The 21,589-nt window shown below is 53.4% G+C and carries 19 protein-coding genes; all 19 read right to left on the reverse strand.

The window, feature by feature from the left end; genetic code table 11:
- Positions 1-63: 63 nt before the first annotated feature.
- The 19 genes from B5M42_RS18570 to B5M42_RS18660 all read right to left on the reverse strand — a co-directional run bounded on the left by B5M42_RS18570 (position 64) and on the right by B5M42_RS18660 (position 21,585).
- The gene (locus tag B5M42_RS18570; RefSeq protein ID WP_134751779.1) at positions 64-1,302 is read right to left on the reverse strand and encodes an argininosuccinate synthase; all 1,239 of its coding nucleotides are present in this window, start codon (positions 1,300-1,302) and stop codon (positions 64-66) included.
- A 25-nt stretch (positions 1,303-1,327) separates the two neighbouring features.
- A complete protein-coding gene (gene argF / locus B5M42_RS18575) occupies positions 1,328-2,284 on the reverse strand; it encodes an ornithine carbamoyltransferase (RefSeq protein WP_134751777.1) in 957 nt (318 codons plus the stop codon).
- Positions 2,285-2,528: 244 nt separating this feature from the next.
- Positions 2,529-3,722 (reverse strand): acetylornithine transaminase, encoded by a 1,194-nt coding sequence (locus B5M42_RS18580; RefSeq protein WP_134751775.1) that lies wholly within the window; start codon positions 3,720-3,722, stop codon positions 2,529-2,531.
- A 55-nt stretch (positions 3,723-3,777) separates the two neighbouring features.
- Positions 3,778-4,548 (reverse strand): acetylglutamate kinase, encoded by a 771-nt coding sequence (argB, locus tag B5M42_RS18585; protein WP_134751890.1) that lies wholly within the window; start codon positions 4,546-4,548, stop codon positions 3,778-3,780.
- 420 nt (positions 4,549-4,968) lie between these two features.
- Positions 4,969-6,195 (reverse strand): bifunctional glutamate N-acetyltransferase/amino-acid acetyltransferase ArgJ, encoded by a 1,227-nt coding sequence (gene argJ, locus B5M42_RS18590; RefSeq protein WP_134751773.1) that lies wholly within the window; start codon positions 6,193-6,195, stop codon positions 4,969-4,971.
- A 119-nt stretch (positions 6,196-6,314) separates the two neighbouring features.
- Positions 6,315-7,364, reverse strand: coding sequence for an N-acetyl-gamma-glutamyl-phosphate reductase (gene argC / locus B5M42_RS18595; protein ID WP_134751771.1), 1,050 nt, complete (start codon positions 7,362-7,364; stop codon positions 6,315-6,317).
- A 437-nt stretch (positions 7,365-7,801) separates the two neighbouring features.
- A complete protein-coding gene (locus B5M42_RS18600) occupies positions 7,802-8,671 on the reverse strand; it encodes a YitT family protein (RefSeq protein WP_134751769.1) in 870 nt (289 codons plus the stop codon).
- 397 nt (positions 8,672-9,068) lie between these two features.
- Positions 9,069-10,182, reverse strand: a protein-coding gene (gene prfB / locus B5M42_RS18605; RefSeq protein WP_134751767.1) for a peptide chain release factor 2 whose coding sequence is annotated in 2 segments (ribosomal slippage) — positions 9,069-10,109 and positions 10,111-10,182 — 1,113 coding nt in all. Because the reading frame shifts where the segments join, the coding sequence is not laid out codon by codon here.
- Positions 10,183-10,412: 230 nt separating this feature from the next.
- A complete protein-coding gene (secA, locus tag B5M42_RS18610; protein ID WP_134751765.1) occupies positions 10,413-12,923 on the reverse strand; it encodes a preprotein translocase subunit SecA in 2,511 nt (836 codons plus the stop codon).
- Positions 12,924-13,187: 264 nt separating this feature from the next.
- Complete coding sequence (gene hpf, locus B5M42_RS18615; protein ID WP_134751763.1) at positions 13,188-13,742, reverse strand: ribosome hibernation-promoting factor, HPF/YfiA family; 555 nt, start codon at positions 13,740-13,742, stop codon at positions 13,188-13,190.
- A 149-nt stretch (positions 13,743-13,891) separates the two neighbouring features.
- A complete protein-coding gene (locus B5M42_RS18620; RefSeq protein ID WP_134751761.1) occupies positions 13,892-14,095 on the reverse strand; it encodes a cold shock domain-containing protein in 204 nt (67 codons plus the stop codon).
- A gap of 331 nt (positions 14,096-14,426) precedes the next feature.
- Entirely contained in the window at positions 14,427-14,762 is a 336-nt protein-coding gene (gene fliT, locus B5M42_RS18625; protein WP_134751759.1) for a flagellar protein FliT, read from the reverse strand.
- Positions 14,755-15,159, reverse strand: a complete 405-nt coding sequence (fliS, locus tag B5M42_RS18630) for a flagellar export chaperone FliS (protein WP_134751757.1) — start codon at positions 15,157-15,159, stop codon at positions 14,755-14,757. The genes fliT and fliS overlap by 8 nt, the downstream gene beginning before the upstream one ends.
- 32 nt (positions 15,160-15,191) lie before the next feature.
- Complete coding sequence (gene fliD, locus B5M42_RS18635) at positions 15,192-17,123, reverse strand: flagellar filament capping protein FliD (protein ID WP_134751755.1); 1,932 nt, start codon at positions 17,121-17,123, stop codon at positions 15,192-15,194.
- 36 nt (positions 17,124-17,159) lie between these two features.
- Positions 17,160-17,573 carry a flagellar protein FlaG gene (locus B5M42_RS18640; protein WP_230633006.1) on the reverse strand — a complete coding sequence of 138 codons (414 nt, stop codon included), beginning with the start codon at positions 17,571-17,573 and terminating at the stop codon, positions 17,160-17,162.
- A gap of 142 nt (positions 17,574-17,715) precedes the next feature.
- Positions 17,716-18,927, reverse strand: coding sequence for a UDP-4-amino-4,6-dideoxy-N-acetyl-beta-L-altrosamine transaminase (pseC, locus tag B5M42_RS18645; RefSeq protein ID WP_134751753.1), 1,212 nt, complete (start codon positions 18,925-18,927; stop codon positions 17,716-17,718).
- Between the two features lie 31 nt (positions 18,928-18,958).
- Positions 18,959-19,909: a dTDP-glucose 4,6-dehydratase gene (locus B5M42_RS18650; protein WP_134751751.1), complete on the reverse strand. Its 951-nt coding sequence runs from the start codon at positions 19,907-19,909 to the stop codon at positions 18,959-18,961.
- Between the two features lie 27 nt (positions 19,910-19,936).
- Positions 19,937-20,989, reverse strand: coding sequence for a pseudaminic acid synthase (gene pseI, locus B5M42_RS18655; RefSeq protein ID WP_134751749.1), 1,053 nt, complete (start codon positions 20,987-20,989; stop codon positions 19,937-19,939).
- The gene (locus B5M42_RS18660; RefSeq protein WP_134751747.1) at positions 20,986-21,585 is read right to left on the reverse strand and encodes a formyltransferase family protein; all 600 of its coding nucleotides are present in this window, start codon (positions 21,583-21,585) and stop codon (positions 20,986-20,988) included. The genes pseI and B5M42_RS18660 overlap by 4 nt, the downstream gene beginning before the upstream one ends.
- Positions 21,586-21,589 lie beyond the last annotated feature (4 nt).

Here is a 21,589-nt window from a genome sequence, read left to right on the forward strand (position 1 = left end):
ACTATGTAAAAACCGGGAGCCGGACAGGAGCGGAGTACACTCCCCGCACCGGCCGGCCGCAGCTTATTTCTTCGCGTTTTGTTCGACGCCGGAAGCAACCTTCAAGCGCAGCGCGTTCAGGCGGATAAAGCCGGTTGCGTCGCCTTGATTATAGGCTTTGGACGGATCGGCCTCCATCGTAGCGATGTCCGGGTTGTACAGGCTGACCGGGCTTTTCACGCCGGCGGCAATTACGTTGCCTTTGTACAGCTTGAGGCGCACGGTGCCGCTGACGTTCTTCTGGCTTTCCTGCACGAGCGCTTGAATGGCCAGACGCTCCGGCGCGAACCAGAAGCCGTTATAGACCAGCGACGCATACTTGGTGATCAGCGAATCGCGCAGATGCATCACTTCGCGGTCCATCGTCAGCGACTCCATTTTGCGGTGGGCCGTGAACAGGATCGTACCGCCCGGCGTCTCGTATACGCCGCGGCTTTTCATGCCGACAAAGCGGTTTTCGACCATGTCGACGCGGCCAATGCCGTGCTTGCCGCCCAGCTCGTTCAACGCTTCCATGACTTCAAGCGGCGACAGCTTCGCGCCGTTCAAGCCCACGCAGTCGCCTTGCTCGAACTCCAGCTCGATGTATTCCGCTTGATCCGGAGCATCCTCCGGGTCGACGCTCAATACGTACATGCCCTTGCTGTCGGTAGCGCTGGAATCGAACCAAGGGTCCTCCAGCATGCCGCTTTCGAAGCTGATGTGCAGCAGGTTGCGGTCCATCGAATACGGCTTGGCCGCCGAAGCCTGCACCGGAATGCCATGCTTCTCGGCATAAGCGATCATTTCCGCACGGCCCGGGAATTGCTCGCGGAATTCCTCCAGACGCCAAGGCGCGATCACGTCCAGCTCCGGCGCCAGCGCAGCGGCTGTCAGCTCGAAGCGCACCTGATCGTTGCCCTTGCCGGTTGCGCCGTGGGCAATCGCAACAGCGCCTTCCGCGCGGGCGATGTCCACCATCCGCTTGGCGATCAGCGGGCGGGCAATGCTCGTGCCGAGCAAATATTGCCCTTCATACAAAGCCCCGGCCTGGAACATCGGGTAGATGAAATCCTTCGCGAACTCGTCGCGCAGGTCGTCGATGTAGATTTTGGAGGCCCCGGTTTGCAACGCCTTTTCCTCCAGACCGTCCAGCTCTTCTTTTTGCCCGATATCGGCGGTAAAAGCAATGATTTCTGCGTCATACGTTTCTTTCAGCCATTTCAAAATGACCGAGGTATCGAGGCCGCCCGAATAGGCCAGCACGATTTTAGACTTTGCCATGAATTGATCTCTCCGTTTCTACGAATTACATAATTGCTGCCATAATGGCTTTCTGTGCGTGCAGACGATTCTCCGCCTGATCGAAAATAATCGAATGGTCGCCGTCGATGACCGGCTCGCTCACTTCTTCGCCGCGGTGCGCCGGCAGGCAGTGCATGAACAAATAATCGCTTTTCGCATGCTTCACCAGCGCTTCGTTAACCTGGTAGTTCTTGAACGCAATCTCGCGCTCCTTTTGCTCCGCTTCAAAGCCCATGCTGGCCCATACGTCCGTGTAGACGATATCGGCGTTTTCAATCGCTTCGCGCGGGTCGCGGCACACCAGCACACTGCCCCCGGTTTGCGCGCTGACGTCAGTCGACAGCTGAATGATCTCGTCGTCCGGCTCGTAGCCCTCCGGCGTCGCCACGGCAAAATGAATGCCCAGCTTGGCCGCGCCCATCATCAGCGAATGCACCATATTGTTGCCGTCGCCGATATAAGCCACCTTGAGGCCCTGCAGCTTGCCTTTATGCTCCAGAACCGTCTGATAGTCAGCCAGCGCCTGACACGGATGCGACAGGTCCGTCAAGCCGTTTATTACGGGAATGGTTGCGCCACGCGCCAGATCGATCACCTTGCGGTGCTCGTACGTACGGATCATGATGCCGTCCAAATAACGGGACATCGTCTGCGCCGTATCCCAGACGCTTTCGCCGCGTCCGAGCTGCAAATCGTTTTTGCTCAAAAATAAAGCCTGGCCGCCGAGCTGGTACATGCCGACCTCAAAGCTGACCCGCGTCCGCGTCGACGACTTTTCGAAAATCATGCCCAGCGTCTTGCCTTTCAGCAGTTCGTGCGGTTCACGGGCTTTTTGCTTACGCTTCAGTTCGATCGCCAGCTGAATCAAATATTGGATTTCCTCCGGCGTATAGTCCACCAAAGCCAGAAAATCGCGGCCTTGCAATTGAGCGGCCAGTTCCTCCTGCGCAGTTCCGATCACGGATTCACCCACACCTTTCTGTATTCAAATCTAAAACTCCGGTGAAAAACCAGTGTCCTCCAGTCAATAGCGGTTTCCACTCGCTGTTGTAGCCGGATTTTCCGATGAAATGACCCTGTTTGGGATAAAAATCCGTCTACAAAGGCTACCGTTGGCGTTGTTTCCGTTCCATGCCGACTCTCCGGCCATTGGCACCAGACCTCTAAACGGCTTACACCCTCTATTTCGCGAAAATAATCCCGGCTTACTGCACAGCAGCGGCAGCCTTTTGCGCCAGCACCTGACAAACGGCGTCAAGGCCCGCATCCAGATCGGCTTGCGGAATGGTCAGGCTCGGCGCCAACCGGATCACATTCGGCCCGGCCGGAATGACGAGAACGCCTGCTTCTTGCAGCGCGCTGATCAGCTCTCCCGCCGGCTGCGTGCATTCGATGCCGATCAGCAGCCCCTTGCCGCGCACTTCCTTGACGATCGGGTTGTCCGCAAGCCGCTGCTTCAACGTATCTATCGCGTACAGGCCGATTTCCTCGGCGCGCTTGACAAGCCCTTCATTCAGAATCGTCTCGATGGTCGCAATCGCTGCTGCCGTCGCAATCGGCGTTCCGCCAAAGGTCGAGCCGTGGCTGCCTGCGGAAAATGCCTCGGTCAGCTTCGCTTTGCCCAGCATGGCGCCAATCGGGAAGCCGCTGCCCAGTCCCTTGGCCAGCGTGATGATGTCCGGCTCAATGCCGTAATGCTCATACGCAAACAGCTTGCCGGTCCGGCCGACGCCCGTCTGAATTTCATCGACGATCAGCAGCAAATCCTGCTCCCGGCACAGCTGTGCCAGTTGCTGGATAAACGCCGGATCGGCCGGCGTAACGCCGCCTTCGCCCTGCACCATTTCCAGCATAATCGCACACGTCTTGTCACTGACCAACTGCTGCACAGCGGCAAAATCATTATAAGGCGCATACACAAAGCCGTCCGGCAGCGGATGAAAGCCTTCCTTGACCTTATCCTGCCCGGTGGCTGTCAGCGTGGCCAGCGTCCGGCCGTGAAACGATTTTTCGAACGTGATAATTTCGTAACGCCCGCTGCCTTGCACCTTGGAGGCATACCGGCGCGCCAGCTTGATCGCCGCTTCGTTCGCTTCCGCCCCGGTCGAGCAGAAGAACACCGCATCGGTACAGCTATGCTCGGTCAGCAGCTGGGCCAGCTTCTCCTGATTCGGGATATGAAACAGGTTGCTGACATGCCACAGCTCGTCGAGCTGCGCGACCAGCCGTTCCTTGACCGCTTGCGGCGCATGGCCGAGATTGGTCACGGCAATACCGCTCATCAGATCGATATAAGCTTTGCCCGTATCGTCCCACAGCCGGCTGCCCTCGCCCTTGATCATCGTAATCGGGTATCTGGCATAGGTCGGGAACAACGCGCTTTGTTGATCGTTACCCATCGCTTTCACTCCTTTGACGCAGCATGAATCCCAAGCGGGGTCCATCCCGCAAAAATTAACGCACGATCCGCGTGCCGATCCCGCCGCCCTTGAGCACCTTGCTCAGCACGTTCGGCTCCGCGCCGTTCACAATAACCACTTCCTGCACATCGCCCTGAATGCACTGCATCGCAGCGCGCACCTTGGGGATCATGCCGCCGTAGATTTCGCCGCTTGCGATCATCGCTTCGATTTCGGCAATGGTGGCCACAGGCAGCACCTGCTTCTCGCCATCTACGGTTTTCAAAATGCCCGGCACATCGGTGACGACGACCATTTGCTCCACGCCTAGATGCGAAGCTACCGCTCCTGCCGCCGTATCGGCATTGATATTGTAACGCTGTCCGCCGTCCGCTCCGAGTCCCACAGGCGCAATCACCGGAATGTAGCCCATTCCGACGACGCCCTGAATCAGCTCCGCATTGACGCGGGTCACGTCCCCCACGAGTCCAACCTCGTGGCTGTTGCTGACCGGCTGCGCTTCAATCAGGTGTCCGTCTACGCCGGACAAGCCAAGCGCTTTGGCGCCGGCCAGCTGAATTCGTCGGACGATCTCCTTGTTGATTTGCCCGGACAGCACCATTTCCACGACGTCCAGCACCGCTTCGTTCGTCTTGCGCAGACCGTTCACGAATTCCGTCTCGATGCCAAGCTTCGTCAGCGTTTCCGAAATCGCCGGACCGCCGCCGTGCACGATCACCGTCACGATACCTTCCTCCTGCAAACCGCGCATATCGGCAAAAAAGCTCTCCGGCAACGCCGCCAGCGTGCTCCCGCCGCATTTCATTACAAAGCAATTGTTCTTCACAGCTTTCGTTCCCCTTTACTTGTCGCTTTGGCCGGAAGTGCGCAGCCCTGCCGAGAGCGGCGTGCTTGCCCCCGCACTGTGCGGTTCCCGTCATGACGCCGACTGTATAGCGGCGGACAGATTGCTGCGGCGGGGCTGGCATTGCGCGCCGCACAGCAGCGGCGTTTCCCGACCGCTCCCCGCGTAGGTCTTCCGCACGCGCACGACTCCCGGAGCGCGGTACCGGCCGTCCAGCAGCTGTTAGACCCGTGCAGCGGCTGTACCGCTCGCGCCGCCGCCTGTGCCGCTATACCGGCGGACCTGATCGATGCGGCCCTAAGCTCGCACCGTTCTGGCTGTTCTGCTAGCCGCCGTACAGCCGTTACCGCCCCTGGTCGCCGTCAGCCGCCCGCCACCCGATCAGGTCCGGTATGCCGCATTGATCCTTACATAATCATAAGTCAAATCGCAGCCCCAGCCCGTTGCCTTGCCGTCAGCCATATGTAAATCAACCTGAATTTGCACAAAATCGCCCTTCAAATATTCCGCTGCCCGCTCCTCGTCGAATTTCACCGGACGGGATTGCTCCAGCACCATGATATCGCCGAGCCGGATATCCACCGTCTCCGTATTCACCGGCTGGCCGGCCCGGCCGACTGCGGCGATGATCCGCCCCCAGTTGGCGTCGGCGCCAAAGCACGCGGACTTCACCAGGCTGGAGCCGATCACGGTCTTGGCAATCGCGCGCGCCGCATCGTCGGATGCCGCGCCTGCGACATTCACCTCGATCAGCTTCGTCGCGCCTTCGCCGTCACGGGCAATCGCCTTGGCGAGATATTCGCCGACGTATTGGAAGCCGGCCGCGAACGCTTCCCAGTCCGGGTGCTGCGGATGTAACGCCTCGTTCTCCGCGAGGCCGCTCGCCATCACCACGACCATGTCGTTGGTGCTGGTATCGCCGTCAACCGTAATCATATTAAACGTGTTGTCGGTCGTGCGGCTCAGCAGCTGCTGCAGGTAGCTGCTGTCGATCAGGGCATCGGTGGTCATGAAGCCGAGCATGGTCGCCATGTTCGGATGGATCATACCCGAGCCCTTGGCCGCTCCGGCAATGTGCACAGCTTTGCCGTTCACCGTGAGGCGGACGCAAGTCATCTTCTGCACGAGATCCGTCGTCAGGATCGCCTGACAGAAGTCGTCGCCACCGTCCGCCTTGACCCGTTGCGGCAGCTGCTCAATGCCGCCAAGCACCTTCGTCATCGGCAGCAGCTCGCCGATGACGCCAGTGCTGGTCACGCCGACATGATGTTCGGCGAGACCCAGCGCACGGGCGGCGGCGGCGCGCATCGCGAACGCGTCGTCTTCGCCCTGCTGGCCCGTGCACGCATTCGCGTTGCCGCTGTTGACGAGCATCGCTTGCAGCTTGCCCTCAGCGGCAATGCTCATCTGCGTGACGCGCAGCGGCGCCGCTTGGAACGCGTTAAGCGTGTACACGCCCGCCGCCGCCGCCGGAACGTCGCAGACGATGACGCCCAGATCGTGGCGCTCCGTCTTTTTCAATCCACAATGCAAGCCGCCTGCGCGAAAGCCCTTCGGCGACGTTACCGAACCATCGGGAACTACGGTAAATTTTGCTGAAGCCGTCATGTTTCTTGTTCACCTGTCCATTTCATCCATAATATAAAATCGCGGCCAGGCCGGCTGCGCCAAGCCTGCTTGCCCAAATATCCCCTTCACCTGCCACAGCCGCAAAACCGCACCCGCTCCTACGGATACACCGGCGAGAACAACAATCCGGTCGATTCTTCCCAGCCCATCATCAGATTCAGGTTCTGAATCGCCTGACCAGCCGCGCCTTTGACCACATTGTCAATGACGGAAACAATCGTCACCCGGCCCGTGCGCGCATCGACGGCAAAGCCGATATCGCAGTAATTCGAACCGAACACTTCCTTCGTCGCCGGCAGCTTGCCTTTATCCCGCACCCGCACAAAACGGCGTCCCTGGTAGAAATCGCGGTAGAGCGCAATAAAATCCTCTTCCGTATGCGCACCGTTTACCGTGGCGTACATCGTCGCCATAATTCCCCGCGTCATCGGCACCAGATGCGTCGTAAACGTCGTCACGACCGGCGCGCCGGCAATCCGGCCCAGCGCCTGCTCGATTTCAGGAATATGCTGGTGGCGGTTGACCTTGTACGTGCTGAAGTTTTCGTTCACCTCGGAATAGTGCACGCCAAGACCTACGCCGCGGCCCGCTCCGGACACGCCGGATTTGGCATCGATAATGATCGTAGCCGGATCGATCCAGCCCGCCTTCAGCGCCGGAATCAGCCCGAGCAGCGAAGCCGTCGGATAGCAGCCCGGATTCGAGACGAAATCCACGCCCTTCACCTCTTCGCCGAACACCTCGCACAAACCGTAGACAGCCTTGGCCAGATCCTCGTCGGAAGCCGGCTTATGCTTATACCACATCTCGTAAAGCGCCCCCGATTTCAAGCGAAAATCACCCGACACGTCGATCACCTTGAGCCCCGCTGCCAGCAGCTTGGGCGACAGGTCCGCACTGACGCCAGCCGGCGTAGCCAGGAACACCAGATCCGCCTTGCCGGCAATCAGCTCGACATTCAGCTCATCCAGCAAATCCACCATAATTTGATTCAAATGTGGAAAACCATCCGCAATCGGCGCTCCTGCGTTCGATGTAGAAATCACCGACGTAATTTTCACATGCGGATGCGCCTGCAAAAGCCGGATCAGCTCCGCGCCTCCGTAACCCGTCGCTCCCACGATAGCCGCTCTCAATTCCTGACTCACATGAATTCCCCCAAACGTTCCCAAAAAGATATGTATTATTATACAGTTTCATACATAATAATTCAATGCCTATTTTCCGCGATTTCTCGCGCGCACAGCCCAAAGAAATCAGCGCGGATTCAGCGAAGCTTCACGGCTTTTTCGGCATTCCGTCCATCGGTCTACCGTCTGTGCATCCCCCGCTCCTCTTGCATTTCCCCAAGGCCAATATACACTTTATGCAAAGAATTCTGCATATTTATCCACTTGCTTTAAGAAGCCCGCCTTTGCTGAACAGCAGACGCACCCCCTCTATTATCCCAGATGAAGCGCCCTTTGGGCAAATCCAACTTTGACAGTTCGGCGAACGCCGGAGCCGTCCTTTCTGGTATCGCTTTCACAAAAGCTCGGGCTGCAACCCCGTGCTCCGGGCCTGCCCCTGCCAATCTTTCGCCCCTTCAGCGGGGTCGGCCAAATCCTTCGCCCAGCACCTCGTGCGCCTCGCTGAGAATCACAAACGCCTGCGGATCCACCGCATGGACCAATGACTTCAGCCGGCTCACTTCATTTTGATTGACCACGACCATCAGCACGACGCGCGCCGCTCCGGTAAACCCGCCCGCTCCGTTCAGCTCCGTCAGCCCGCGATCCAAATCGTACAAAATCGCCTGACGCAGCTCCTCCGTGCGCTCGGAAATAATGAACGCCATTTTGGAGTAATTAAAGCCTAGCTGCACCACATCAATCGTTTTCGTCGTAATAAACAAACCGATCAGCGCATACAGCGCATTTTCCGGGGTAAACACCAGCCCGGCCGTCACAATCACCAGCCCGTCCAACACCGCAATCGAATAGCCCAAGCTCATCCCTGTATATTTATGCAAAATCTGCGCCGCCAGCCCCAGCCCGCCCGTCGAGCCCCGGCCCTTGAAGACGATGCCCAGACCGAGCCCGGTGCCAATACCGCCGTAAATACTTGCCAGCAGCGTATTGTGCGTAGGCGTGGCCACATGTGCCGTCAACAGTACGCACAGCGGAAAAATCACCGAGCCCACCGCTGCCTTCACCCCGAACTGCCCGCCCAGGAGCCACAGCCCCAAGCCAAAAAGCGGAATATTCAACGCCCACTGCGTCAGCGCCGGGCGGATGCCGATCAGATGCTGCACAATGGTCGAAATGCCCGCTACCCCGCCCGAGGCAATCTGATTCGGATTTAAAAACGCATTGAAGCTAAACGCCATAATCAGCGAACCCGCCAGCAGCAGCACATATTCGCCGACCGTCTGCAGCTTGCCGTTAACGCCGGTTCCCGTTCGTTTTCTGCCCATGGGTAGCTCCTTCCTTCACGCATAAAAAAAATCCTACACCGCTCTAAGGTGTAGGATGTTCGTCTGCTTGCGCCAGTATGCGCCTTGTCGGCGATTCGCGCGCCCGAGGCGTGGGATCGCTGCGTCGGTTCCTGCATGCTGCCGCATCACGCGCGGCTCCCGAAGTGCGGTGCCCTCCGTTCAGCGGCTGCCGATCCCGACTCCCCTCCGCATCGCGCGCGACTCCCCAAGCGCGGTGCCCTCCGTTCAGCGCCCGCGGTCGCGACTCTCCTCCGCAACGCGTGCAGACCCCGGAGCGCGGTGCTCGCCGTTCAGCGGCTGCCGATCCCGTCTCTCCTCCGCAACGCGCGCAGACCCCGAAGCGCGGTGCCCTCCGTTCAGCGCCCGTCGGTCCCGTCTACTCCTCCGTGCGGCGAATCTGCAGCCGCAGGTACGCATCGATGAACGCATCGAGATCGCCGTCCATCACAGCCCCGACATTGCCCGTCTCTTCGTTCGTTCTGTGATCCTTCACCATGCTGTACGGGTGAAACACGTAGGAACGAATCTGGCTGCCCCAGGCAATGTCCGACACCTCGCCGCGAATTTCCGCCAGATGCTTCTCCTGCTCCTCGATTTTCTTCTCGTAGAGCTTGGAGCGCAGCATCTTCATCGCCCGTTCGCGGTTTTTGATCTGCGAGCGCTCGGTTTGGCAGCTCACCACCACGCCCGTCGGCATGTGCGTAATCCGCACCGCCGAATCCGTCGTGTTGATGTGCTGGCCGCCAGCGCCGCTGGAACGATACGTGTCGACCTTGAGATCTTCGGTGCGGATCTCAATCTCCACGTCATCGTCAATCTCCGGCATCACATCGCACGAGACGAACGACGTGTGCCGCCGGCCCGACGCATCGAAAGGGGAAATGCGCACCAGTCGATGCACGCCTTTTTCCGCCTTCAGATAGCCGTAAGCATTAAAGCCCTGAATGAGCAGCGTTACACTCTTCACGCCTGCTTCATCGCCGGGCAAATAGTCCAGCACCTCAACCTTGAAGCCGCGTTTCTCTGCCCAGCGCCGATACATCCGCAGCAGCAGCTCCGCCCAATCCTGCGACTCCGTGCCGCCCGCGCCCGGATGCAGCTCCAGAATCGCATTCAGCCGGTCGTACGGCTGGCTTAACAGCAGCTGCAGCTCGAACGCCTCCAGCCGCTTGATCAAGCCGGCGATTCCGCTGCCGATCTCGGCGGCCATGCTGGCGTCGCCTTCTTCTTCAACCAGCTCGACCATGACCTGCAAGTCGTCGAACTCGCCGGACATCGCCTGAAACTGGTCGACGACGCCTTTGATCGCGTTAAGCTCGCCAATGGTCCGCTGGGCTTTTTCGTTGTCGTCCCAAAAATCGGGCGCCGACATTTTTTCCTCAAAATCTCCGATCGCTTCGAGCTTATGATCTAAGTCAAAGAGACCCCCTTAATTCCGTTAATCGCTTTGCCGTCTCTCTTAAATCCTGTTTTACTTCCGGTTCCAACATGTAACAACACCTCTTTACTTGTATTCGGCCAAATGGCCCGCAGCGGACAACGTCTCACGACAAACCCACCAGTCCGCAACCCCTCCGGCAACCGCCGTAAGGCTGACACTGCACTCCCCACGAACGAGCTGTCGACTGCCCACTGCAGGCTTCAAAGCGGCACACCGTGCCGCGCAGCCCCGATGAATCGGAACCACACCGCACGGCGCGCTTTTCAAAAACTCTCTGTTTTATTTATTCATGCCGTGGCACTGCTTATACTTCTTGCCGCTGCCGCAATGGCACGGATCGTTGCGCCCGATGCGATCATCGCGCACGAGCGGCTTGCTGCCGCCGGCTTCGTTTTTCGGATCGACCGCTTGCCCTTCGGCTACCGCCTGGCGCTCCAGATTGCTTTCCACATGCGCCTTCATGATATAAGTCGCGACTTCCTCTTGAATATTCCCGATCATCTCGTGGAACATCTCGAAGCCCTCGAACTGATACTCGCGCAGCGGATCGGTGCCGCCGTAAGCGCGAAGATGAATCCCTTGACGCAGCTGATCCATCGCATCGATGTGGTCCATCCATTTGCTGTCTACCGCGCGCAGTACAACAACCTTTTCGAATTCACGCATGAATTCCGGACCGATCTGCTGCTCGCGCTCATCGTAACGCTTGCTCACGATCTCTTGCACGTACTCGATAATTTCATCCTGCTCTTTGCCCCAGATGTCCTTCTCCGTAATCTGGCCTTCCTGCAGGAATGAGTTGTTGATGAACGTCGCGACTTCCTCCAGCTCCCACTCCTCGGGAATTTGATCCTCCGGACAATGCGCCTTCACGACGCGCTCGATGACCGATTTGATCATGCTTTCGGCAATTTCGCGAATATTTTCTGATTCCAGCACCTCGCGGCGCTGCTTGTAAATGATTTCCCGCTGCTGATTCATCACGTCGTCGTATTGCAAAACGACCTTCCGCACGTCAAAGTTATTCCCTTCAACGCGTCTTTGCGCAGACTCGATCGCCCGGGTAATCAGCTTGCTTTCAATCGGCTGATCTTCTTCCATCCCCAGACGGTCCATCATCGCCATAATATTCTCGGCGCCAAAACGCTTCATCAGCTCGTCGCCCAACGAGAGGTAGAACTGTGAGGAGCCCGGGTCGCCCTGACGTCCGGCACGACCGCGCAGCTGGTTATCGATCCGGCGGCTTTCATGCCGCTCCGTACCTATAATATGCAACCCGCCAACATCCGCCACGCCTTCGCCCAGCATAATATCCGTACCGCGGCCGGCCATGTTCGTGGCAATTGTCACGGCGGCCGGCTGGCCCGCACGCGACACAATCTCCGCCTCTTCGGCGTGATATTTCGCATTCAGCACCTTGTGCGCAATGCCCTTGCGCTTGAGCATTTCCGACAGGCGCTCGGAATTTTCAATCGACACGGTGCCGACCAGCACCGGCTGGTTCTTTTTATGACGCTCGATAATTTCTTCAACGACAGCCAGGAACTTGCCGTTCTCCGATTTGTAGACAATATCCGGCATATCCTTACGAATCATCGGACGGTTCGTTGGCACAACGACGACTTCGAGGCCGTAGATCTTTTTGAACTCCTCTTCTTCCGTCTTGGCCGTGCCGGTCATACCCGCGAGCTTGCGATACATCCGGAAATAGTTCTGGAACGTAATTGTCGCCAGCGTCATGCTTTCATTCTGGACCTCCAGCTGCTCCTTGGCTTCAATCGCCTGATGCAAGCCGTCGCTATAACGGCGTCCGGTCATAATCCGGCCCGTAAACTCGTCAACGATCAGGACCTCGCCGTCCTGAACGACATAGTCCACATCCAGCCTCATGATCACGCGAGCCTTGAGCGCTTGGGTAATATGATGGTTCAACGTCACATTCTGATGGTCAAAAAGGTTCTCGATGCCGAACGCTTTCTCGGCTTTAGCCACACCGGCTTCCGTCAGCGCAACCGATTTCACCTTGATGTCAACCGTGTAATCTTCTTCTTCATTTAATCTGGCGACAAAACGGTCCGCCGCATAGTACAAATCCGTCGATTTGGCAGCTTGTCCCGAAATAATCAGCGGCGTCCGCGCCTCGTCCACCAGAATCGAATCCACTTCGTCAATTACGGCAAAATAAAGCGGCCGCTGCACCATTTGTTCCTTGTACAGCACCATGTTATCGCGCAAATAATCGAAGCCGTATTCATTGTTCGTTCCATAAGTAATATCGCAAGCGTAAGCCGCCCGTTTCTCATCATGCGAAAGGTCATGCAGGTTCACCCCGACCGTCAGACCGAGGAACTCGTAAATACGACCCATTTCCGCGCTATCGCGCTGCGCCAAGTAGTCGTTGACCGTCACTACGTGGACCCCTTGTCCAAGCAGCGAGTTCAGATATACCGGCAGCGTGCCGACGAGCGTTTTACCTTCACCCGTTCTCATCTCGGCAATGCGCCCTTCGTGCAGCACCATGCCGCCGACCAACTGTACGTCGTAATGCCGTTTACCGAGCACCCGTTTGGACGCTTCGCGGACAACCGCAAACGCTTCCGGCAACAAATCGTCCAGGTCCTCGCCTTTTTCCAGTCTGCTGCGGAACTCCGCCGTTTTGCCTTTCAGTTCTTCGTCGGACAAGCCGGTAACCGTCGGCTCAAGGCTATTAATGTGGTCGACCACTTTCAGCATCCGCTTGATTTCACGTTCGTTGGAATCACCAAAAATCTTTTTAACCAGTCCTAGCATCGGTGAACCCCTTTCCCTTGCATTCGTATCCTTAAATTGTATCAGTTTGGCGGACACGCCGCAACAAAGCGCGCGTACCGGCGCCTGCTTTTTCCATTTTCCCTGAAGGTTCGGCCTGCAGAAGCCGTTTTCAGCCCTTCATCCGTCACTAATAGTATGAAAAGGCAACGAAATTTGCATGCACGAAAAAGGAGGCGCTCAGCGCCCCCTCCATCCCGCAATCCGATTCAGGATTGCGTTTGTTTATTCAAGCGGTCCATCAATTTATTGCGCCGGCTCAATCAAACCGTACTTGCCATCGTCACGCTTGTACACCACGTTCACTTGATCCGTGTCCATGTTCGCAAAAACGAAAAACGAATGGCCAATCATATTCATCTGAAGGATCGCTTCCTCCACATCCATAGGCTTCAGATTAAAGCGCTTGGTGCGCACAAGTTCAAATTCATCTTCTTCGTCTACCACGGCCGTTGAAGCTCCCATAGCCTCCATACGGAACAAGTCCCGTTTGCCGCCTTCCTGACGAATTTTGCGGTTCGCTTTGGTTTTATGCTTGCGAATTTGGCGTTCCAGCTTGTCGATCACCAAATCCACCGAAGCGTACATGTCATTATTTCGCTCCTCCGCTCGGAGCATTACACCGGATAGCGGAATCGTCACCTCAATTGTTTGCAGCCCTTTCACTACGCTCAAGGTCACATGCACTTCAGAAGTAAGGGGAGCTTCAAAATACCTCTCTAGCCTGCTCAATTTTTTCTCAACGTAATCCCTGAGGGCTTCTGTCACTTCCAGGTGTTCTCCACGAATGCTAAAATTCATAGTACAACTCCTCCCTTCTCTTACAAGTATACTACATTCAACGCTCCCTTCAAAATTCCTTTATATTTGACCTACTTTTTCCCGAAAATAAAAACACCCCGACTTCTCGAGGTGTCCGTTCGTTCTATGCATGCGGCTTCCCGCGTGAACTATTCGACTTTGGTTACATTGGCAGCCTGCGGACCGCGCGCGCCCTCTACAATATCAAATTCCACCTGCTGGCCTTCTTCCAGCGTTTTGTAGCCAGGAGCGTTAATGGCAGAGAAATGCACAAAAACGTCGCCCTGCTCAGTTTCAGGCTCAATAAAGCCATATCCTTTTTCTGCGTTAAACCATTTTACTCGACCCAGCATTGCAACACATTCCCTTCATCTTCAAATAAAATGTAAGCCCTTACCTTTCGAATATATCACCGTTCCGCTTGACCTGTCAATTTATCGGGCCCAAAAGAGGCCAAATATTTAGAAAATTCGCGTATTCACATTTCCTTAACATTCACAAACCTCCCTGAAAGCTTGTTTTCATTAGTTATTCACAAAGATGTCCACATTATCCACAGTTCATTTTTTCTTTTATTCACAACTTTTTCCCCCTTATCCACCGAGTTATGCACAAACCGGCCCGGCATTTGCCACAAAACAAAAAACCTTCCGCTGGTACCGGAAGGTTCTCGAAAACATCGAATTATTTTTTCTTGTCAAAAAAGAAGCTTTCGCCGTCATAAGCATGATCGTAAGCGTTCCGCTGTGTTCGGCTGGTTTCGAATTTTTGCAATTGCTCTCTGGCCTCGCTGCGGAGCGCCTCCATTTTAGCCTTAAAGATCGGATCCTGGCGAAGCACCTCTTGAATTCTGCCGCGATACAACGCCTGCTGAGCCGTGGTCAGGGAAACAGAAGCAATGGAATTGATAATCGCTGCGCGGCTCTCCATAAACTCGCCCAATTGCTCGTAATCCATGTTGGGCAGCTGCTCGAGCCCTTGCCTCGTCAACTCCTCCAACCTTTGGATCAGGCTATCCATGTACTACACCGGCCTTGGACGGCGCCGCCGCATTAACCTGCTTGGCGGCTTGAACCCACGTCTCCTTGAGTTCGACCAAATAACCAAGCACCTCTTCAGCCGGCTCAACAGCCTTCTGAATGTTCGCTTCCATTAGCCTGCGATTGAAATAATCGTACAGCGAAAGCAGTCCGCTGGCCACCGGAGAGGATCGATCCAATGTAATCGAAAATTCGCTGACAATATCCTGCACTTTAACCAGATTCGTATTAGCTTCTTGGAAATTGTTGTTCTTCAACGCTTCAATGGCCAGACGGCAAAAACGGATACCACCGTCGCAAAGCATAATCAATAGCTGCGCTGGCGTAGCGGTCTGAACGGTAGACTCCAAATATTTATTGCGTTGCGGCTGTAGCATGGATGTCCCTCCTAGTTTTAAATACGACCATCTTAGCCGAACTGCTGGGTCAATTGAGCGCTTTGCGTTTCCATTTGGGAAAGATACTTTTCCATAGCTGTAAATTGGTTATAATAACGCGTCTGCAACGCGTCAAGCTTCGTCGTATAGTCATCAATTCGCTTGTTCATTTGCGAGATTGTTTTACCCATCAAATAGCTGGAATCCACGCTTGTCGTTGCGCCGGCTTTAGCCGTAATCTGCTTGATCAGCGCATCAGCTTTGTCATAAAGACGTGTTGCCAACCCGTCGCCGCTATCCGAATCCTTGAGCCCGTCATTGGCGTTAAACAGCGCCATCACTTCATCCGGCTTTTCGGCAATCGCCTTTTTCAGCTTGTCATCGTCCATATAAATTTTGCCGTTTTCCAAATAACTTCCGGAAATCGAGGTGCCTACAACCAGACTCGTTGAAATACCAATCTCTGAAAGGCTCTTGGCATTGCCGGTCGGCAGCCCCTGAACAATATTGGAAAAGGATGTACGGAAATTCGTTAAGCCGCGAGTTAGAATAGAATCACTGCGCAATAAGCCGCTTTTGGCCTTCTCTTCCCAAGACTTGATTTGGTCATCTTTCATTTCAGAACGCTGGTCATCCGTGAGCGGCTGAAAATCGCGATACTGCTTTTGCGTGACTTCGGAGTTAATGGTGCTGATCAAATCATTATATTTATCGATAAAACCTTTAATCGCGTTATAGATCGTATCCACATCACGTGTGTTGGTTACATTCACAGCAGCATCGGAAGGAGCCTGCTCCTTCTTCGCCGTAAACGTCATTCCATTAATTGAAAACGTGTTGGTATCGTATTGTGCAACCGCACCGTTAAATTCGATCTCCGCTTTGGTACCGGTCACGGAAAACGAAGAATAATCCAGATCATTGGTTACTGTCGGCTGCAGAGCCGGATTCGAATCCGCCGCATCCAATCCCAACTTGGAGAGCACGTTTACCGAATCGGAGGTCTGGTCACTAAATGTGATCGACTGCGTATCGTCCGGATTAAAGAATGCAATTTTGTTATTCGCGTCCAAATAGGCGGATACACCCGTTTTTCCAATATCGGAGCTATTGATGGCGTCAATCAGCTTGCCCACCGTCGTTGTCTTGCTTACATCAAAATCGACTGTCTTCGAGCCTACAGAGATGCGCAACTTCTGTGCCGGAGTCATGTTCTCGTCAATCAGCGTAGCGCTTCCTCCGCCAAAAGCCACACCTCCAGTCACCGTTTGTCCGGCGTCAGGTACAGGCGCTGATGCAGGGTTTGCAGGGGCTACCGGCAGCTTTAACACAGTTGCCAGCAAATTTTGCGTATCATTGTCGCCGATACTTTGCATTTTAAGATTAATTTTAGAATTGCTTCCCGTCGAAGACGATACAAAAAACAACTTATCGATCGCAGCATCGTAGTTCAAGCTGACGCCGGTAATATTAGATTTGCCATTCACCGTGGCCACCAAGGATTCAATCGTATCGGTGGATTTGACTGTAACGGTTGCTGTGCCTTTCTCTCCGCCTACAGTCAGCGTAGTGTCGCCGCTAAGTCCCAGGGAAGCCAGCGTTGCTTTACCGTCAGACGCTCCCAAGGAGGCCGAAGTCACCGACGCTGCTTTAGCCAGCTTATTGACCTTAATCGAATAAATGCCTTCGGTAGCGCTCGAGCTGGCCGAGACCGACACCACGCTTTCATCGGCTGACGAAGATTTCTTGGTTTGATAAGTGGCCTGCAGTTTCATATTGAAAGCCGCATTCCGGAAATCCATAATCTTTGCGTTCATTGTGCGATATTCATCGCGTTGCCATTCCAAGGTTTGCTTCTGCTGCTTCAGCTTGTCTTGAGGCATCCGTGCCGCTTTCATCAGCTTACTGACGGTATCATCGATATCAATACCTGAGTTGGAAAAACCGTTTAAGCGCATGACCATTGGTCCATCACCATCCCTTTATTCATTGTTACACAGCTATCTGCGTTCATCAACGAGAATACCGGCCATTTCCCAGAGTTTGGCAACAAAATCCAAACTTTTTTCAGGTGGGATCTCACGGATCACTTCGCCTGTATCTTTATCCAACACCTTCACGGAAATCAATTTGGTCTTTTGATGGATGGAGAATTCTAATGATGTCGTCTTGCCTTGCACGGCTTTAATCGCATGTTCGATGGCTTTAACGAGCTGGGCGTCGCTAATGGTAACATTCTCACCGCTCAACTCCGCTTGTCTGAGTTCCTGAGTGTTGTTAATTGTAGACGGGATCAAAAGCACTGCATCCAAATTCGCGCCTTCGGCTTTCGTTTTGATCGCCGGTTCCACAGGCGCTGGTCGATCCGCTCCAGGCTGGTTGCCTAATCCACCTACTGACATATTAAAGCTCATAGCAAGAACCTCCATCCGAGTATAGATATATCATTTATATCGGCTAAATATCCGGCAGATATTAGAGGCTTGCATGATTTTTTATAACTCGCCCATGCTTCATGACCTGTTACACATTGTAATTACAATCCTGCTGTAGCAACTATAACGACTTCTCACAAAACCGATCCAAATAGTACCCAGATACCTTTGCAACCGAATCAATGACGTCTTGCACGTCTTGCTCGGTCATTTTCGGAAAAATGGGGAGGGTAATTGCACTTTCGTAATACATTTCTGCAACAGGGCACTGATGAGGGGTATACCCCAGCTTTTTGTAATATGGCTGAGAGTAAACAGGAATGTAGTGGACATGTACCCCGATGTTTTCTGCCCGTAAGGAATCAAAAAGTACTTTTCGACCTACTGGGAATCTCGCCAAATCAAATCGAAGCATATATAAATGCCAGCTGGAACATGATTTTTCATGCTGATACGGTGTTATCACACCCTCCAGTTTAGAAAAGGCTTCCGTATAAGTAGCGGCAATTTCCCTTCTGCGCTCAACAAACTGTTCTAGCTTTTGCATTTGCGAGCAACCCAACGCGGCTTGCAAATCAGTCATTCGGTAATTATAGCCTAAATCAATCATCTCATAATACCAAGCGCCATCATTTTTCAACATCAGGGAAGGATCCTTGGTCATGCCATGATTTCTGAAAAGCAAAAGCTTTTCGTAATACAATCGAGAGTTGGTTGTAATAACGCCCCCCTCTCCAGTTGTCACATGCTTGACGGGATGAAAGCTGAACATCGTCATGTCCGCCAACTTTCCTACTTTCTGTCCTTTATATTCTGCCCCCAACGAATGCGCTGCGTCTTCAATAAGTACAAGACCGTACTCTTCGGCTATCTCCCGTATGGCATCCATATCCGCTGGCTGCCCTGTAAAATCCACAGCTATAATCGCTTTCGTTTTGGGCGATATTTTTTGGCGAATGTCCGCCGGGTCTATGTTATAGGTGTCCAACAGAATATCGGCGAATACCGGCACACCACCCTGATAAATTACAGCATTGCTGCTCGCTAAGAAAGTGATCGGGGTGGTAATGACTTCATCCTCTTGACCAATGCCGGCTGCGAAGCAGGCACCATGCAATGCCGCGGTGCCATTACAGAAAGCTATTGCGTAGGAAGCACCTGTATACGAGGCCACAGCCTTTTCAAACTCTTCAATCTGTGGTCCTTGCGTAATAAAATTACTCTCGAGAGCTGCAATTACAGCGCTGATATCGCTACCGTCAACCCACTGCTGCCCATATGGCAGCATCGTATCTCGAATCGGCGAACCACCCTGAATAGCTAATTTGCTCATCGGTTACTCACCTCTCTTTGTGGTGCTGACTCTATGATATCAGATCGCTAGTCTTCATCCATTCCATTGTTCGCATAATTCCTTCTTCCAAATCGACTTGCGGCTTCCAGCCTAGTAATTCTTCCGCTTTTGCATAATTGCAGAGAAGCTTCTGAATTTCGCTTTGAGGGTGAATATGCGGCACATGTTTGATTCTGGTGGAGTCTTGGACAATAAGAGATGCAAGATCATTAATAGATATATCGCGTCCTAACCCCGCATTGACAATGTTTCCATTAACTCGCTCGGAATAACCGGCTTTTACGACAAAACGGGCACAATCTTCAACATAAAGCAAGTCGCGAGTTTGTGTCCCCTCGCCGTATATGTGAACGTCCTTACCCGCCAACTTATTTTTTATAAAAATCGCGACGACTCCGCCTTCTCCCCCAGTCCTTTGGAAAGGCCCATACGTATTGAAGGGCCGGATCACGACAACCGGCAGGCCGTAGGCGTAATAGTAGGAGAGAACCATGTTTTCTGCGGCGATCTTGGCGCCGGCATAAGGCGATGCAGGCTTGATCGGATGCAGCTCCGTAATCCCTTTTTCGTCAAGACAACGGTCATAAACCATACAAGTACTCATAAATACTACCTTGACCTGATGCTTGCGGCATTGTTCCATGATAAAAAAAGTGCCTACAGTATCGTTGTTGAACGTAGTACGAGGATCGTCGATAGAATCCTGAACGTTAATCGATGCCCCTAGGTGATAGCAAATATCAAAAGCATGCTCTGAAAAAAGCTGATCTAAAAGCTCCTCATCCTTGATGTCACCGATAATAAACTGCTTGAGGCCAGCATGCTTCTCAAAAGCCGCTAGATTTTCTGCACGTCCGTTAGACAAATCATCAAGTATCCAGACATCATGTCCATCATCCAGCAATTGCTTAGCAACCCATCGACCGATAAATCCGGCACCGCCAGTCAATATAATATTCATTCGCTTCTCCTTTGAACATGATTTTCGTTATTCGAAAAGCTCCCACGAAAGCGGCGTCCCCTTAGGAGCATGTTTAGAAATTCGTTTTCCAAGCAATATCGAATAATATTTAGGTGAAAGCCCGTATCCGGGCCGAATGGCTCTCATACTATCGGAACTCAGCGCTTCTCCCGCTTCCAAATCTCTGGTGATGTACAAGGAGCGTCTGAACTTCATCGATTTCAACTCCGCCTGCTGGGGACCATACTGTACTTGCCCCAAAGCTTGCCACGCCCGCTCCGTTTCTGTAACCAGCAGACGCATCTCCTCTGCCTCCATGGAGAAAACGGAATCAACACCTCCCTCGGCTCGGGAAAGCGTGAAGTGCTTCTCAATAACGGTGGCCCCTAAAGTAACACTGGCTACGGCCACTCCCAATCCTAGCGTGTGATCGGACAAGCCAACTTGGCATCCAAATAGCTTCCTCATATGAGGAATCGTGACGATATTTGAATTCTCAGGAGAAGCCGGATAGGTGCTTGTACATTTTAACAACACGATATCTGGGCAACCAGCCGCCCTTGCCGTTCTCACCGCCTCGTCGAGCTCAGCTACCGTTGCCATTCCTGTGGAAAGAATAATGGGCTTACCGGTAGCAGCTACTTTTTGAATCAGCGGCAAATCACTGTTTTCAAAAGAAGCAATTTTATACAGAGGAACGTCCAGTGTTTCTAGAAAATCGACTGCTGTTTCGTCAAACGGCGTGCTGAAGCATAATAAGCCGTGTTGCCTACATCTTTCCATAATGGGCAAGTGCCATTCCCAGGGCGTATAGGCTTGTTTGTAGAGCTCGTACAAAGAATTTCCTTTCCATAGACTGGTTTCGTCTTCAATGTAGAAGCTTCCCTCTTGTAAATCGAGTGTCATCGTATCTGGAGTGTAGGTTTGCAGCTTTAATGCATCAACCCCTGTCGCTGCAGCGGCATCGACAATTTGTAAAGCTCGTTCCAAAGATTGATTATGGTTACCTGACATTTCAGCAATGATAAAGGGACGGCTATCGTCCCCTATTGCTCTGCCATTTACATAAAAAGTTCTCATTCCTGCTCCAACCCTCCATCATCGCTTTGTAAGGCCTTCCCTACTAAAATTGAAACCGGAGTGTCCCACCCTAATGACAGTAAATTTGTGAAACGCTCTTTATCTTTAACGAAATGAAACGAGCCTGTCCCTTGCTGCAAAACAGGATCGATTCGGTTCGCTTTGATTTCTGGCCAAAGACGAGTAAATAAACGTTCAATCTGCTCTGTTAATTTAATGTAGCTTGTTCGCAATGTCTCCCCATCCGTAAAATCCGCCAATTCTTGTGCGATTATTTTACCAGTGTCGATACCTTTGTCTATATAATGAATGGAAACCCCCTTTGGCGTATTCTCCAAGAAGCTCCACAAATTAGGGTCTGCCCCTCGATTCCACGGCAAGTATGAAATGTGCAGATTGATCACTTTGTTTGACTTTTGTTGCAATAATCGTTCACCAATGATATACCTGTACCCGTAACTGATAATCCAATCTGCCTGCTGCACAATGGGGTCTTTCTCATAAACCTGTCGTTCTGTAAAAAAAACCGTATCCCCTTGGTCACTAAAGTAACGATTCAAGTGTTCCCTGAAGGGGCCAAGTACTAATACATGCATATAC

It is taken from the genome of Paenibacillus athensensis, assembly GCF_004514475.2.
Classification (GTDB): Bacteria; Bacillota; Bacilli; order Paenibacillales; family NBRC-103111; genus Paenibacillus_AL; species Paenibacillus_AL athensensis.